The organism is Serratia sp. NPDC078593 (genome assembly GCF_050268245.1).
Taxonomy (GTDB): domain Bacteria; phylum Pseudomonadota; class Gammaproteobacteria; order Enterobacterales; family Enterobacteriaceae; genus JBNNGK01.
The window spans coordinates 21,137-37,471 of sequence record NZ_JBNNGK010000007.1 but is presented as its reverse complement, the minus strand read 5'-3'; the positions used below and the strand labels follow the sequence as shown (position 1 = coordinate 37,471).

The following is a 16,335-nucleotide window of genomic DNA, read 5'->3' as shown; positions in this document are numbered from 1 at the left end:
GGGGGCGTATCTACGCCCCCTTGTCGTTTCGCCAGTGCGATAGGTCATCACTTTGCAGATAACAGCACGTCTACCTGATGGTTTTCGCCATTATCACGCAGTGGGATCACCGCCTCGGTTTGTACCTCACCATCAATGCTCACTTGTTCCTCACCATCTCCTTGTCGCACCGTAATGTGATAATGGCTGCTGCCTTCACGATAATGCAACGTCACAGAAGGCCAATTGGCTGGCAACCGGGTAGTGATGGTCAATGTTGAACCGTGACGTTTCAGGCCGAGCAGTGATTCAACGATTAACCGGTACATCCAGCCTGCGGAGCCGGTGTACCAACTCCAGCCGCCACGGCCGATGTGGGGTTCTACCGCATAAATATCCGCCGTTGCCACATAGGGCTCGACCTTATAACGCTCGGCGGCGGCGGCATCTAAACTGTGATTGATAGGGTTGATCAGCGCCATCAGTTCCCAAGCGCGTTCAATATTGCCCATCTCAGCGAAGGCCATCACCGCCCATACTGCACCGTGCGTATACTGCCCACCGTTTTCCCGCACGCCTGGCAGATAGCCACGAATGTAACCGGGGTTTGGCCCGTTGCCATCGAACGGCGGTGTCAGCAGCTTGATTAACCCAGCCCGATCGTCAACCAGATGCCGATCGAGGGATGCCATGGCCTGTTGACTGCGTTGTTCATCACCGCCGCCGGACAAAATCGACCAGCTTTGCGCGATGGCGTCGATTTTACATTCGGCCGCCAGATGCGAACCGAGCGGTTCCCCACTGTCAAAATACCCACGGCGATACCATTCACCGTCCCAGGCGTGATCGTGCAGGTTTTTTTTCAGCGTCGCTGCCTGCTCGCGGCACAAGGTTGCCAGCCGATTGTCGTTACGATTGGCGGCCAGCTTGCCGTAGCGTTGCAATATGTGGAATAAGAAGAAGCCCAGCCAGACGCTTTCGCCGCGCCCCTCCAGCCCGACCATATTCATCCCGTCGTTCCAGTCACCGGCGCCCATTAGCGGCAGGCCGTGTTCACCAAAGGTTAAGCCGTGTTCTATTGCCCGAGCACCATGTTGATATAGCGTTTCTTTCTTGCCGCTGGCGGACGGTTGCTCATAAGCAGACTCTTCGCCCGGAGCCAGTTTACGCGCTTGCAGATACTCCACTTCTTCTTCCAGAATAGCGTGATCGTCGGTGGCATCAAGGTAATGGCAAATTGCCAGTGGAAGCCACAGATAATCGTCAGAACAGCGGGTGCGCACCCCATTGCCTTGCGGCGGATGCCACCAGTGTTGCACATCGCCCTCAACGAACTGACGCGAGGCACACAGTAGAATCTGTTCACGCATGCGCTGTGGGAGAGCGTGGGTTAACGCTAGGGTATCCTGGAGCTGATCGCGAAAGCCAAACGCGCCGCCAGATTGATAATAACCACTCCGTGCCTGGATACGGCAGGACAGCGTTTGATACAGCAGCCAGCCGTTGGCCAGCAGGTTTACCGCCGGCAGTGGCGTTTCGATCTGCACTTTGCCCAGTATCTCATCCCAGTATTGTTGAACCTGTTGACGTTGTTCCTGTAACGCTTCTTCTTGCAAATAATGGTGCAGCAGGTTTTCCGCCTCCTCGGCGTTTTGCCCCAAACCAAGCACAAAGACAAAACTGCGCTGATCGCCATCGATCAGTTCGATCGCTGACTGCACCGCACCACACGGATCCAGTGCGGCTCCCGTTTTGCCGGAAAGGCGGCGCAGTTTCAATACCGCTGGATTAGCCAATGAGCCGTTACGGCCGATAAATTCACGGCGGTCGCCGGTAATTGAGCAATGAGCACCGGTCACGCCAAAGAAAGCGGTGCGCTCAGAACCGCTGCTACCGTAGTGGTTGGTTGCCAGCACTGCTTTACCGTTTTCACGCTCGGAGCCGCGCGTCACCACGTGCATAGCGGATTTCTGGCGTAAATCACCGAGTACAAACTCCATATAGCCGGTGGCCGACAGCTTGCGCGTTCGGCCGGAGTGGTTAGTCAGCGTCAACAGGAATAATTTGACCGGAGCATCTTTGGCGACCAACACGGTGAACTGGCTGTCGATACCGGTTTCTCGGTGCTCAAAAATGCTGTACCCAAAGCCGTGGCGGGTTAAGTAATGGCCACGGCCGCTGGCGGGTAGGGGAGTGGGCGACCAGACATGGCCGCTTTCTTCATCGCGCAGATAAAAGGCCTCGCCGCTGCGATCGCTGACGGGATCGTTGTCCCACGGCGTTAGCCGATATTCATGGGCGTTTTCATACCAGGTGTAAGCCTGGCCACTTTCTGAAATCACCGTTCCGAACAGGGAATTGGCGATCACATTCGACCACGGGGCGGGGGTAACCTTACTTTCGTTCGATGCGATGAGGTATTCACGGCCGTCTTTGGCGAAGCCCCCTATACCGTTAAAGAATTGCAGATCGCCGAATGAAGGTGACTGCGGAGAATGCAGATTGCGCTGAGGCTGTTTATCCAACACCAGTGTAGACGATGCCGTTGGTGGGCCCAGCGGTTGTTGCAAGGTTTGAGGCATTTGTAGCCGTTGGTTGAGCTGTTCAGTTAGCCCGCCGCGTTGGTCATCAAGATAAATTCGCGCCACGCTAAACAACAGTGTGCGGTCTTCGGGGGACATATGTTCGCTGGTACGGACAAAAATTCCCCCGGCCTTATCGGTCTGAGCTTCCAGCCCGGCGGCGATCAGCCCCATGATTTGGTTTTGTAACTCTTGGCGATAACCGCCAGCATCCTCATTGAGGATCACCAAATCGACCCGCAACCCTTTCAAGCGCCAATAGTTGTGTGCTTGGATCAGCTGTTGTACCAGCCTGATATTTTCGCTAGCGGTGACGGTCACCAGTACGATCGGCAGATCGCCAGAGATCGAGTGCCCCCATAAACCGGATTGACCACGACGGTTGTGGATGATCTCAGCGCTGGCGGCGCGCATTTCCTGTGTAGGGAAAATTACCGCGCTGGCCAACCGGTTAAACAGATTGGCATCTTCTTCGTTGGCGTTGATCTGGCGTAATACCACTTGGCTGTGTGACCAGGCCAACTCAAAGATACGATCGGCAAGATGCCGGTCGCGGTATTTTTCCAACATCGCGAGGCTACTGGCGCGATCCTCACAGACGCCGTAGAAAATATCCAACGTCAACGGCACATGTGGCTCGAGTTGTACCCGATGGCGGATGGCAATGATCGGATCAAGTACCGGCCCCGCCGTATTGCTCAATGGTTCACTTTGATGCATCACGACAGGATTGGCTGGCGAACGGCCACGGCCAATAAATTTAGCGCGATCGGTCTCAAATGAGGTTTGGCTGCTTTGCCCTTGCACCGTCATCATATGCAGCAGCCACGGTGAGTTATCTTTCGGTTCGCGCGGGCGGCGATGGCATAAAATCGCGTGTTGTTCTGGCAGTAACTCGGTTTGTACGAATAGATTGCTGAATGCCGGGTGAGCCAAATCATTACTGGCGGGGGCCAGCACGACTTCTGCATAGGTGGTGATTTCCAGCGTGCGGGGGTGTTTGCCATGGTTGACCAATGTGATGCGTCGCAGTTCGATATCATCCTCTGGCGACACCACAACCTGCGTTTTCATCTGTAACAGGCCTTGATGCCGCTGGAATTCTGCGCCTGCGTCATTGAACACGGCACGATAGCCCGTCGCCGCCCCGCCGACCGGTTGCCAGGTGTTACTCCAGATTTCACCGGTTTGGGTATCGCGCAGATAACAGAATGCGCCCCAATTATCGCGCGTGCTGTCCTCACGCCAGCGCGTTAGCGCCAGGTTGCGCCAGTGGCTGTAGCTGCCGCCGGCCTGGGTCAGCATCAGGTGATAATTGGCGTTGGACAGCAGTTGAACTTCGGGGATCGGTGAATCGACACGGTTAAATTCACGCGCGCTGAAATTGGCTGGTTTGAGCGTGCCGTCGTGCGTTTCGAAATGGCGGCGAGTGCTATAGAGTTCTACCGCATCGGGCACCCGTTCTTGCAACAGTAGCCGCGTCGCCTGGAAGGCCGGATATTGCGCAAAGCGTTCCACCATCGGCGCATCCAATAACAGATGCGACAGCGCCAGAAAACCCATGCCCTGATGGTGTGCCATGTAAGAACGGACAATCACATACAGTTGTCCTCGGCTAAGGCGCGAGGTGGTGTAATCGAGCGCTTCATAGTAGCCATACTGCCCCTTGGCACCGTTTTTCTCGAGCGCCAACAGATTGAGGTAGGCACTGTCAGGATCGACGATCAGCGCCATGAGCGTAGCGTAAGGAGCGATCACCATATCGTCGCCCAAGCCCCGCCGTAGGCCTAACCCGGGAACGCCAAACGCGTGATACTGATAGTTTTGTTGGGCGTCAAAGCCAAAATAACCGGACTCAGAAATGCCCCACGGCACACCACGCTCCTGGCCCCAGGCGATTTGCCGTTTTACCGCCGCGCGACACATTTGAACCAGCAATGAGTCGGGGTAAGCGGGCATCACCAACTGCGGCATCAGATATTCAAACATCGAACCGCTCCATGACATCAGAGCCGGTTCGTTATCGATCTGCGTGAATAGCCTGCCTAGTGCGAACCAACTGCGTTGCGGAACCTGATTGGTGGCGATGGCGACGTAATTGGTGAGGCGGATTTCCGAGGCTAGCAAATCGTATTTACCGTTATCGGCGCGATTGAGATCGCAATTAAAGCCGACGGTTAATAAATGGGTCGCGGAGTCATAGAGGAAATGGAAATCCATTTGCGCCATCTGCTCAAGCCGTTGCTGCAACTTCGTCAAGTCGCGGAGCCGTTGTTCAGCCAAGGCGCTGGCGCTAGCCAGTTGGTTTTTTTGTTCTGGTGACAGCGTTAATTGCTGCGGTGGATTTGCCAGCCAGCAGAGGCTGGGTAATTGTTCCAGCTCAGGCATGTTGTCGCTAAGCCAACTGTACCACTGGCTCCACTCTTGGCATAAATCAGTAAGCTGTTGATGCAGCGCGCTGGCCCAGCGTAGGGTATCTTGATGGTGAGCCTGCGCCGCTTCCTGCAGACTGTTGCAGAGTTGGCGCATGGCATTCAATTCGCCGAGCAAGGCGGCCGGGCGGGTATTTCCCGCCTGTTGCCAATGTTTACGCAGTTTGGCGAGCGCGCTGGGTGCGGCTTCTCCCCACTGCAACTCCAAGAGTTCAAGCGTGTCTTCCAGCCCGTTCAGCACTTGTTGCGGATCGATTATTGGTTGATGCATCAGACCGGGCAGAGCGGCGCTCAGCGTCAGCAGATGCCCGGCGAAGTTACCGCTGTCAACGCTCGAGACGTAGCGCGGATTGAGTGGCTCAAGTGTGCGGGTGTCATACCAGTTATACAGATGGCCGCGATAATGCTCCATGCGATCCAAGGTATTCAGCGTGAGTTCGGTGCGCTTTAGCGCGGCGCTGAGCGTGATATAGCCAAAATCATAGGCAGTCAGGTTAGCCAACAGTGACAAACCGATATTGGTTGGCGAGGTACGGTGAGCTACCACTGGCTCCGGCGTCTCTTGATAGTTATCCGGTGGCAGCCAGTTTTCCTGTTGATTGACGAAGGTGGCAAAAAAGTCCCAGGTCTCGCGCCCGGTGCGGCGTAAAAAACGCCGCTGTTGCCCATCTAATACGGTTTTACTGCGTTGAGGCGTTCGGCTGAGGGTATAAAGCAAGTACGGTGCCAGCAGCCACAGCGCCGCGAATGGCACGCTAATGATCAGCGCCATCGGGTTATACAACCCGGTGAACAGCAACAACAACGCGCCCGCGAACGGGTTAATCACCATATGGCGATAAAAGTTGAGCGGGGTAATATTCAGCTTATCCTGGCTCTGATCGAAACTGGTCCACTCTTGCAGATGGCGTTTACTGACCAGCAGCCGCCACAGGGTCACGCCGATAGCCTTCAAGCTATAAGTAGCTTCGTGTGGCAGCGTCGCTAAACGCAACCCAACTTGCGATACGCGCCGCAGTGTCCCTTTCAATGCCAGACGGCCATGTTGCAGCAGCGGTTGCCGCGACGGTTTGCGTAGCAGGTCTTGCAACAGCGCCAGCAGCGAAGGCAGCAGCAGAATAATGGCGAACACCCCTAGCCAATAGCGCGTACCCGGCAGCCAGATAAAGCCGCAGAACAGCAAAATCAACAGGCTCGGCGCGACCAAACTGCGACGCAGGTTATCGAGTAGTTTCCAGCGTGACAAGGTGCTCAGCGGGTTAGTGCTGCGCTTGCCCTCTTCAGTAACGACGCGTGGCATCAGCCAGTTCAGCAGTTGCCAGTCGCCACGAATCCAGCGTGAGCGGCGCGCAACATCAACCAGATAATTGCTGGGATATTGTTCATACAACAGAACGTCGCTTAGCAAGCCAGAGCGAGCGTAGCAACCTTCGAGCAAATCATGGCTCAGCACCAAATTTTCGGGGCAGCTCCCCCTGAGGCTATGCGAGAAAACATCAACGTCATAAATACCTTTACCGACAAACGAGCCCTCACCGAATAAATCTTGATAAATATCCGATGACATCAGGGTATAAGGATCGTTGCCCGGGGTACTGCTACACAGCGCGGCGTAACGGCCTTGACCATAGCGAGGGATTTCTTCCGCCATACGCGGTTGCAGAATGGCATAACCTTCCACGACACGACGCTGTTTGGCATCGTACTGAGGCTGGTTGAGCGGGTGCGCCATCGCGGCAATCAACTGATGCGCGCAATCTCGCGGCATGACGGTATCGCCGTCGAGCGTGATAACGTACTTAACGTTTTTCAGGACTTCTTTGCCTTCACCCAATGTTACCGAAAAGGCATCGTTGCGGTTGCGTAACCAGTCATTGAGCGCATTCAGTTTGCCACGCTTGCGTTCGTAGCCCATCCACACGCCTTGTTGTTCATTCCATTGGCGATCGCGGTGAAAAAGAAAGAAATGGCTAACGTTATCAGTGGCATAACGCGAATTTAGCGAGCGAATCTGTTGTTCGGCATAGGCCAGCAAGGCATCGTCGTCTGGATGCAGTGCCTGCGCGTGGTCGTGAAAGTCGGTGAGCAAGGCAAAGTGCAGATGCTTCATTGCATTCCCCAGATAACAGACCTCAAGGGTATTAACCAGTTTATCTATGGCGCTTTTACTGTTTATCAGCGTCGGAATGACCACCAGCGTACGAAATTCCGCAGGAATACCGCAGGAGAAATCCAATCTGGGCAACGGTTGCGGCGCCCGGCTGCGAGTGGTGATTTCACTCAGTACGTTTAACACAAACTGACTCAACACGATCGCTAACGGAATTAACAGCAATAGCAAACCCAGCCAACCGACGCCGCTTTGATAGCTGTGGCGCAATAATATAGCGCCCCCGGCGGTGATCAGCAGGCTCAGACTGCCAAGCCATGACAGTAACGGCGCCTGGCTCAGCGCGTGGCGTAGGCGAGTGATTCGGCCAAGTTGCACCCCAAGCTGTTGTTCTAACTCAGGGCGGCCATCGTCAATCAGGTAATAGCCGATATGATGACGGCGCGGATCGCTGTTGACGTCATCGGCAGCGGCGCACGCCATTTTCAGCACCTGCCTGGCAACGTCGACCTCGTTAAGCGCACAATGGCGCGCCAGCATCTCAATAACATGGCGGTAATGATCGCGAGTATCGAAATGCATCATCGGAAAGACGCCTGCGGGATCTTCACGCAGCGTTTGGTCAACCTGGCTCATGGTTTCGACAAATTCGGCCCAGTCCATCTCACTGAGCTGGCGCAGACCGGCAATGCTGTTGCTCACGGAGAGTTGGTTCACCGCCAACTGTTGGTTAAAACGGTGGATTAATTCATCGGAGGTTAGGCTCACTTCCGCTAAACGTTGTTCCACCCAGGTCAACGGCAGGGCTAACATGGTGCCATGGCCTTGCAGGCGGCGCACCAATTCAGCGACAAAGGCGCTGCTCCGTGGCGGGTTTGAGCGTGCCATATCAGCGATCACCACGATCAAATTGGCCGGATCGTTTTCCGCCGCTTCGAGCATGTTATTCACCCAGCTATCGGCCAGGTTACGTTCCTGCTGTGCCTGCGCGACATCGACCGCCACGCGCCGCAGATTTTCTATCAACGCCAAACGTAACATGCCGGGCAGTGCCCACAGTTCGCCAAGCGTTAAATTCGCTTCTTGTTGATAAGCGGCGATATAGCGTGTCAGACTTTCGGCATCCCAGCGCCCGTCGCCGTGGGCAATGGCCTCTGTGGCGATATCATAAATACGTGGGCAGTTGTGCGGTGGCGCTAGCTGAGGTAAGCCACGGCCGAAGTTTTTGGGCAGGTGATGGCGTACCACACGGATTTGCTCCTCGATCAGATAATAGTTATCCAGTAACCACTCGCCAGCCGGTGTCATACTGGCTTTGTTACCATTACTGAGTTGACGACAGCTGGCGGCCAGTACCTGTTCGTTCTCATCCAGACGCTTTAATAAATGGTAAGCCGTCTTGCGCGTTGCCAGTTTGTGAGAGCGTGCGAGCCGGTGGCCATAACGTTCCATCTGGTCGACGGAAAACAGTTCTGCCTTAATATTGCTGACGTAGTTTTCTTGTGGCGAGGTGTTGCGACGAAAAAAAGGGGTTTTTCCGCACTTTCCATGGCGGCGATCGTTTAGCCAATTGATTAATTTTTCTTTCACACAAAAGCTCCTTACATCTGACCAAAAAGGCAGCCGGTCATCACTGCTGGGATAGCGGGAGCATCCTGTTTTCAGCACCAGGGAGATCTGGTGAGGGCTCATTACAGGCAGGAACATGGCCTATCAGTATAGACCTTTAATGGCGCGCTGTTGGTTTTTTACTCAAAACCTTTAGTTTTGATAAACTGTTTTGTGTGTGAATGATGACGAGGCAGACGTTATTTTTCCGCCGGTCATCGTTGATTTACCGTATAATTCCCCACATTACGTTTGGTTAAAGAGGTCGTGGTGGAACAACTTTCAACATTGCTGCGGCGGTTCAGCCAGCAGTTGGAACAGCAGGTGCCCGATGAACCTGGTTTTCGCCAGTTTTCCCTTCCCGTGCCGCAGCGGCTAAGCGATAGTCTGTTAGCCTGGCTGGCCGCGCAACGGGCCTTTCCGCAGTTCTATTGGCGTCATCGTGATGAGCATGAAGAAGCCGCGGTCTGTGGTGCATTATGTCAGTTTGCCGATCCGCCAATGGGGCAGGATTTTGTGCGTCGTTACCCTACGGCCAGGCTGTGGGGGCTGAATGGTTTTGACGCGCGTTCAACGCTGTTTTTACCGCGTCTGGAGATTTTGACGCGTCATCATCAAACGGCACTGACGCTCAACCTGTTTTCCGAGGTTTCGCTGCGGCAAGATGCCGCCGTAGCCCGCGCCTGGTTTGCAACACTCAGCGCGCCAGAACCGATTGCGCCGTTGCAGGCCGAGGTGCAAAGCGTGCAGCATCAGCCTGACTTCCGCGGTTGGGAAAGCATGCTAAAACAGGCGTTACAGGCCATTGAATTACGGCAGATGGATAAGGTGGTGTTGGCACGCAGCACGCGCCTGCGTTTGCGCCATCCATTGTCTGCGCCGGCGCTGATGGCAGCCAGCCGACAGGTTAATCACCATTGTTATCATTTCATGATGCGTTTTAGCGCCGATTCGGCCTTTCTTGGTTCCAGCCCGGAGCGCCTTTATCTGCGGCGTGGACGCCAGTTATTGACCGAGGCGCTAGCGGGCACCGTGGCCAGCCATCAGGATGCGTATCAGGCGCAGTTGCTGGCGCAATGGCTGCTGACGGATGGCAAAAATCAGCATGAAAATCTGCTGGTGGTGGACGATATCTGTCAACGGTTGCAGGGGGGGGCCCGCGCGGTGGACGTGCTGCCACCGGAAGTGGTGCGCTTACGTAAGGTGCAACATCTCCGGCGTTGTATTGAAGGTCAATTGAATGCGGCAGATGATGCGGATTGCCTGCAACGTTTGCAACCGACCGCGGCCGTTGCCGGCTTGCCACGTCAGCCTGCGCGCGAGTTTATTGCCGAACATGAACCGTTTTCCCGCCGGTGGTATGCCGGTTCTGCAGGTTACTTGTCGCAGTCGCAGTCAGAATTCTGTGTAGCGCTGCGCTGTTGTCAGGTTGATGACTGCTGTGTGCAACTGTATGCCGGTGCGGGCATTGTCAGTGGTTCGGATCCCGCAGAAGAATGGCTGGAGATTGAAAATAAAGCGGCGGGGTTGCGTTCATTATTACAGCCTGAAAAGAGCGACTGAAGATGCGAGCGTGTCAGTGTATGTTTCTGGCTGTAAAATAAATGTGGTATTTGTGTTTATATTTTGATTCAAAATCAAACTGTTGTCGGTGAGATAGTTGATCGACAATGGCATGGCCGCGTTTATCACCAGCACGCGATAAACGGCATTTTTGCGCTGGCGCAAAAGTCGTAAAGATAACTACTTATATAATTCAGGTTAATGACTTTTGGCGAATCTCTTTTTTAAAGCTATTCCCTAAAGCCTCGCCTCTTATTTTGACTTGTGAGCGTACTATGTCGACAAGTGTTTTTAATCGCCGATGGGCAGCGTTGTTATTGGAAGCGCTGGCCCGGCACGGGGTACGGCATGTCTGTATTGCCCCGGGATCGCGCTCAACGCCGTTGACGCTGGCAGCGGCGGCTAACAGGTCTTTTATTTGCCATACGCATTTTGATGAGCGTGGGTTGGGTCATTTGGCGTTGGGTTTGGCAAAAGCCACGCGCGAACCGGTGGCGGTTATTGTGACGTCTGGCACCGCTGCAGCTAACCTGTATCCTTCGCTGATCGAGGCTGGGTTGACCGGTGAACGATTGGTATTCTTGACCGCCGATCGACCTCCGGAATTGATTAACTGCGGTGCTAATCAGGCGATTCGCCAAACCGGTTTATATTCCAGCCATCCAACACAACATATTGATTTACCGCGCCCAACGCCGGATATTCCCGCCAGTTGGCTGGTCTCTACCGTCGATAGCGCGATGGCGCAGTTGCGGCATGGCGCATTGCACATCAATTGCCCGTTTGCCGAACCGTTATACGGCGGTGATGACCAGTACTATGCTGACTGGTCCGCCGCGCTGGGGGCATGGTGGCAAGGTAATCAGCCGTGGCTGCGCGAGCAGGATCCGCATGGGGTACTGAAACAGCCTGACTGGTTCTTCTGGCGACAGAAGCGTGGTGTGGTCGTCGCCGGGCGCATGGGTGCGGAAGAAGGGCAGCAATTGGCAGCATGGGCAGAGATGCTCGGCTGGCCGTTGATCGGTGATGTGTTGTCACAAACGGGTCAACCGCTGCCGTGCGCCGATTTGTGGTTGGCGCAACCGCAGGCGCGTAAGCTGCTGGCCGATGCGCAATTGGTGATTCAGTTCGGTAGCAGCCTGACCGGTAAGCGCGTTTTGCAATGGCAGGCGGATTGCCGGCCGGAGGAATATTGGCTGATTGATGACGTAACAGGGCGACGCGATCCGGCACAGCATACTGGCCGGCGTATTCGTGCACGCGTCGGCGAATGGTTGGATTTGCATCCGGCTCAGCCGCGTTCACCGTGGGCCGGAGAATTGGCCGCGATCGCCGATGACGCCCTCGATACGGCGGCCGGCTATTTGGTCAACCGTTTTGGCGAGGCGTTAGTGGCGCATCGTCTGCCGGAATTACTGACGGAAAACGGCCAACTGTTTCTCGGCAATAGTTTGATCGTGCGGTTGATTGATGCACTCACGCAGTTGCCGGCCGGTTATCCGGTATTCAGCAATCGCGGTGCCAGCGGTATTGATGGTCTGATCTCCACCGCAGCCGGTGTGCAGCGAGCGACCGCCAAACCGACGTTGGCGATCATTGGCGATTTGTCGGCGTTGTATGATCTCAATTCACTGGCGTTGCTGCGCCAATGCTCCGCGCCGACGGTGTTGATCGTGGTGAATAACAATGGCGGGCAAATCTTTTCGCTGCTGCCGACACCGCAAGAGGAACGTGATCGCTTTTATTGTATGCCGCAGGATGTCGCATTCAGCCAGGCTGCGGCGATGTTTCAGCTGAATTATGCGCTGGCGGAAAACTGGGGCCAACTGCAACAGGCGGTGGAACAAGGGTGGCGCCACAGCGGAGCGACGCTGATTGAGGTGCAGGTACCGCCGGCCGACGGTGCAGAGACGCTACAGCATTTGGTTTCTCACATGGCGGCGTGTTGATGTTGGCCGCGCGCGTTTTGCAACAGGGCGCCGGCGATCGCCCGTGGTTGGTGTGGCTGCACGGTTTATTGGGCAACAACAACGAATGGCGGGTCATCGCCTCACGCTGCCCACAATGGCCGTCGCTGGCGATCGATCTGCCGGGGCATGGCGATTCTGACCGTTACGCTTGCCGTGATTTTGCCGATGTCAGCCGACAAATCAGCGCAACCTTACAACAGCATCATATCGAACGCTACTGGCTAATAGGCTACTCGCTCGGTGGCCGTATTGCTATGTATCATGCCTGCCACGGAGAGACGCGCGGCTTGCAAGGCCTCGTGATTGAAGGGGGCAACCCCGGCCTGCCTGACGCGGCATTACGCCGTGAACGCCGGGTTCAAGACGCACTCTGGGCCGCACGCTTTCGCAGTGAGCCGCTCAAGCAGGTATTGATCGACTGGTATCAACAGCCGGTATTTCGTGAAATGAGCCAGGTGCACCGTGATGCCTTGATTGACGCGCGAGCCGCTAACCATGGCCCCTCGGTCGCGGCGATGCTGGAGGCCACCTCGCTGGGTTGCCAGCCTTATCTGGTTCCCCAACTCCAGCAACTGAAGCTGCCAGTGCAGGTGTTATGCGGTGCCGACGATCCTAAATTCCAACGTCTGGCGCGCGAAGCCGGGTTGCCTCTGCGTACCATCCCGCATGCCGGGCATAACGCGCATTTGGCCAATCCGCAGGATTTCGCCGACCAGCTTCACCATTTTCTCGTTAACCCAGGTTAAGGAACCGAACATGCTTTATCCGAATGAAGAACAGCTTTATGCCGCCATCGATTGGCAAGACTGCACCGGCGATTTTGAGGATATTCTGTATCATAAATCGGCGGACGGTATTGCCAAAATCACCATTAACCGCCCGCAGGTGCGCAATGCGTTTCGCCCGCAAACGGTAAAAGAGATGATCGACGCGCTGAGTAACGCGCGCTACGACGACGGTATCGGTACCATTATTCTCACCGGTGCGGGTGACAAAGCGTTTTGTTCCGGTGGCGATCAGAAAGTTCGCGGCGATTACGGCGGTTATCAAGATGCCAGCGGCGTGCACCACCTGAACGTGCTGGATTTCCAGCGTCAAATCCGTACCTGCCCCAAACCGGTAGTGGCGATGGTGGCGGGCTATTCGATCGGTGGCGGCCACGTGCTGCATATGATGTGCGACCTGACGATTGCTGCAGATAATGCCATTTTCGGCCAGACAGGTCCGAAGGTCGGCTCCTTTGACGGCGGCTGGGGCGCGTCTTATATGGCGCGTATCGTGGGGCAGAAGAAAGCGCGTGAAATCTGGTTCCTGTGCCGCCAGTATGATGCCGCCGCCGCGCTGGACATGGGGCTGGTCAACACCGTGGTACCGTTGGCGGAGTTAGAAAAAGAAACCGTGCGCTGGTGTCGTGAAATGCTGCAAAACAGCCCGATGGCGCTGCGTTGCTTGAAAGCGGCACTGAATGCCGACTGTGACGGTCAGGCCGGTTTGCAAGAGTTGGCCGGTAACGCCACCATGCTGTTTTATATGACCGATGAGGGGCAGGAAGGGCGTAATGCATTCAATGAGAAACGCCAACCTGACTTCAGCAAGTTCAAGCGTAATCCGTAATGACGGCATTCATGCGAATCGCAACTGTGTATCGTTATAGCCTGCCGATGGAGGCGGGCGTGGTGCTGCGTAATCAACGTTTGAAAACCCGTGAGGGCTTGCTGGTGCATTTGCAACAGGGTGAACGCCAAGGTTGGGGGGAGATCGCACCGCTGCCGGGATTTAGCCATGAAACGCTAGCGCAGGCGCAGCAGGCATTATTGGCTTGGTTGCCGTCTTGGCTGGCGGGCACTGCTCCCGGCGACAGTGAGCTGCCCTCGGTGGCGTTTGGCCTCAGTTGTGCCGTGGCAGAACTGGAGCAACGCTTGCCGCTTGATGCCAATTATAGCAAAGCGCCGCTGTGCACCGGCGATCCTGATGAACTGTTCGCGCAGCTCGCGGCTTTACCGGGTGAGAAAGTCGCCAAGGTGAAGGTGGGGCTATACGAAGCCGTCCGTGACGGCATGATCGTCAACATGCTGCTTGAAGCCTTGCCGGATCTGCGGCTGCGGCTGGATGCTAATCGCAGTTGGACGCCGGCCAAGGCGGCAGGCTTTGCCAAATATATCAATCCCGCTTGGCGCGATCGTATCGCGTTCCTCGAAGAACCCTGTAAAACCCGTGATGAATCGCGCGCATTTGCGCAGGAAACCGGTATCGCGATTGCCTGGGATGAAAGCGTGCGCGAGCCGGGTTTTGTCGTACAGGCGGAACCTGGGGTGGCCGCTATCGTGATCAAACCCACGCTGACGGGCAGCCTGTCGCGCTGTCAGCAATGGGTGCAGCAGGCGCAACAGGCCGGTTTGACGGCGGTAATTAGTTCGAGTCTCGAGTCCAGTCTTGGGCTAAGCCAACTGGCACGGGTGGCACACTGGCTGACGCCAGACACCGTGCCGGGGCTGGATACGCTTAATCTGATGCAGGCGCAGTTAGTGCGTCACTGGCCCGGAAGCGATTTGCCTCTGTGGGACGCTGACGCGCTGGAGTGCGTATGGCGCAGTTGAGTGACTGGCCGTGGCGATCTTGGGCTGCACAGCGGCCATCGGCAGCCGCGGTGATTGTCGGTCGTCATGCCATCAGCTGGTCAGAATTACAACGGCAGATTGATGCACTGGCGGCGGACTTCCAGTTTCAGGGTGTTGCCCCCGGCTGCGGTGTTGCGCTGTGTGGTAAAAACAGTTACCCGTTGTTGCTGGCGTATTTGGCCTTATTACAGTGTGGTGCGCGGTTGCTGCCGTTTAATCCCGCGCTGCCGACGCCGCTGCTGGCAGAATTATTGCCGACGCTGGATATGCAGTTTGCTTTTAGCCCTGACGGTTTGCCGCCGTTGCCGACGGATATTTTGCCCTTACTGCCGCCAGCCACCCGACAGCGTCAAGGGCAAGATCTGACCTGGGATGCACAACGGTTGGCAACGCTGACGCTCACATCGGGTTCCAGCGGCCTACCCAAAGCGGCAGCCCACAGTATTGCTGGGCATCTCGCCAGCGCGCAAGGCGTGCTGAACATGATGGATTTTCAGCCGCACGACAGTTGGCTACTCTCGTTGCCGCTGTTCCATGTTTCCGGTCAGGGCATCGTTTGGCGCTGGTTGGCGGCGGGGGGGCAAGTAGTGGTGCGCGAGAGTCCTTCGTTGGCTGAGGCGCTGGCGGGGTGTAGCCATGCTTCACTGGTGCCCACCCAGCTATGGCGTTTACTGAGCCAGCCGCAAGTCGATCATTCACTGAAAGAAGTGCTGCTGGGGGGAGCGATGATCCCGGTATCGTTGACTGAGCAGGCCGAAGCGGCGGGTATCCGCTGCTGGTGCGGATATGGTTTGACTGAGCTGGCCTCAACCGTGTGTGCTAAGCGCGCCGACGCGTTACCGGGCGTGGGCCTGCCGTTGGCGGGGCGGGAAATTAAGCTGGTCGATGATGAGGTATGGGTGCGTTCCGCTAGCCTGGCGTTGGGGTATTGGCGTCATGGCGAACTCCACCCGCTTGCCGATCGGCAAGGTTGGTTTCACACTCGCGATCGCGGGGTGATGGAACAGGGGGAACTGCGCATTCTCGGTCGGTTGGATAACCTCTTCTTTAGCGGTGGTGAAGGCGTTCAACCGGAAGATGTCGAACGCGTACTGGCCGCGCACCCGCAGATATCTCAGGTATTTGTGGTGCCGGTAGAGGATGCAGAATTTGGTCAACGGCCAGTAGCCGTCGTCGAGGCCGAAGGCGAGTTGACGCTGGAGGCGGTGCTGGCTTGGTCACAGCAACGGTTAGCTAACTTTCAACGGCCGGTGGCGCTATTACGTTTACCGCAACAGTTAAAAACGGGCGGCATCAAGATAGCCCGGCGGCAGGTGCAGGCATGGGCCGCTCAACAGCGCTGCAAATGAATGTTGATAGGAAAATAGGGGCGCTCTGATGCCCCTGAGGTTGATGACCACGTTGTCTTAGAACCTGCGATACTTGGGCCTGGCGCTCCGGCGGCAATCCGCTACCCCCTTCGGCACGCGTTCC

The 16,335-nt window shown here is 56.1% G+C and carries 7 protein-coding genes; 6 read left to right on the top strand and 1 reads right to left on the bottom strand.

Annotation, left to right across the window (positions count from 1 at the left end):
• Positions 1-47: 47 nt before the first annotated feature.
• Positions 48-8,693 carry a GH36-type glycosyl hydrolase domain-containing protein gene (locus ACQKDS_RS09775; protein ID WP_399669689.1) on the bottom strand — a complete coding sequence of 2,882 codons (8,646 nt, stop codon included), beginning with the start codon at positions 8,691-8,693 and terminating at the stop codon, positions 48-50.
• Positions 8,694-8,981: 288 nt separating this feature from the next.
• Here ACQKDS_RS09775 and menF point away from each other — a divergent pair, with 288 nt between their 5' ends.
• From menF to menE, 6 genes are all read left to right on the top strand, one after another.
• Entirely contained in the window at positions 8,982-10,274 is a 1,293-nt protein-coding gene (menF, locus tag ACQKDS_RS09770; RefSeq protein ID WP_399669691.1) for an isochorismate synthase MenF, read from the top strand.
• Positions 10,275-10,549: 275 nt separating this feature from the next.
• Positions 10,550-12,223 (top strand): 2-succinyl-5-enolpyruvyl-6-hydroxy-3-cyclohexene-1-carboxylic-acid synthase, encoded by a 1,674-nt coding sequence (gene menD / locus ACQKDS_RS09765; RefSeq protein WP_399669694.1) that lies wholly within the window; start codon positions 10,550-10,552, stop codon positions 12,221-12,223.
• The gene (gene menH, locus ACQKDS_RS09760; RefSeq protein ID WP_399669697.1) at positions 12,223-12,990 is read left to right on the top strand and encodes a 2-succinyl-6-hydroxy-2,4-cyclohexadiene-1-carboxylate synthase; all 768 of its coding nucleotides are present in this window, start codon (positions 12,223-12,225) and stop codon (positions 12,988-12,990) included. The genes menD and menH overlap by 1 nt, the downstream gene beginning before the upstream one ends.
• Positions 12,991-13,000: 10 nt before the next feature.
• Entirely contained in the window at positions 13,001-13,858 is an 858-nt protein-coding gene (gene menB / locus ACQKDS_RS09755) for a 1,4-dihydroxy-2-naphthoyl-CoA synthase (RefSeq protein ID WP_399669700.1), read from the top strand.
• A complete protein-coding gene (gene menC, locus ACQKDS_RS09750; protein ID WP_399669703.1) occupies positions 13,858-14,841 on the top strand; it encodes an o-succinylbenzoate synthase in 984 nt (327 codons plus the stop codon). Before menB ends, menC begins: the two co-directional genes overlap by 1 nt.
• Positions 14,829-16,211, top strand: coding sequence for an o-succinylbenzoate--CoA ligase (gene menE, locus ACQKDS_RS09745; RefSeq protein ID WP_399669706.1), 1,383 nt, complete (start codon positions 14,829-14,831; stop codon positions 16,209-16,211). The genes menC and menE overlap by 13 nt, the downstream gene beginning before the upstream one ends.
• The last annotated feature ends 124 nt before the right edge of the window (positions 16,212-16,335 follow it).

Coding starts and splice junctions, on each gene's coding strand:
- menD (WP_399669694.1), top strand. CDS start 10,550: ATGTCGACAAGTGTTTTTAATCGCCGATGGGCAGCGTTGTTATTGGAA.
- menH (WP_399669697.1), top strand. CDS start 12,223: ATGTTGGCCGCGCGCGTTTTGCAACAGGGCGCCGGCGATCGCCCGTGG.
- menB (WP_399669700.1), top strand. CDS start 13,001: ATGCTTTATCCGAATGAAGAACAGCTTTATGCCGCCATCGATTGGCAA.
- menC (WP_399669703.1), top strand. CDS start 13,858: ATGACGGCATTCATGCGAATCGCAACTGTGTATCGTTATAGCCTGCCG.
- menE (WP_399669706.1), top strand. CDS start 14,829: ATGGCGCAGTTGAGTGACTGGCCGTGGCGATCTTGGGCTGCACAGCGG.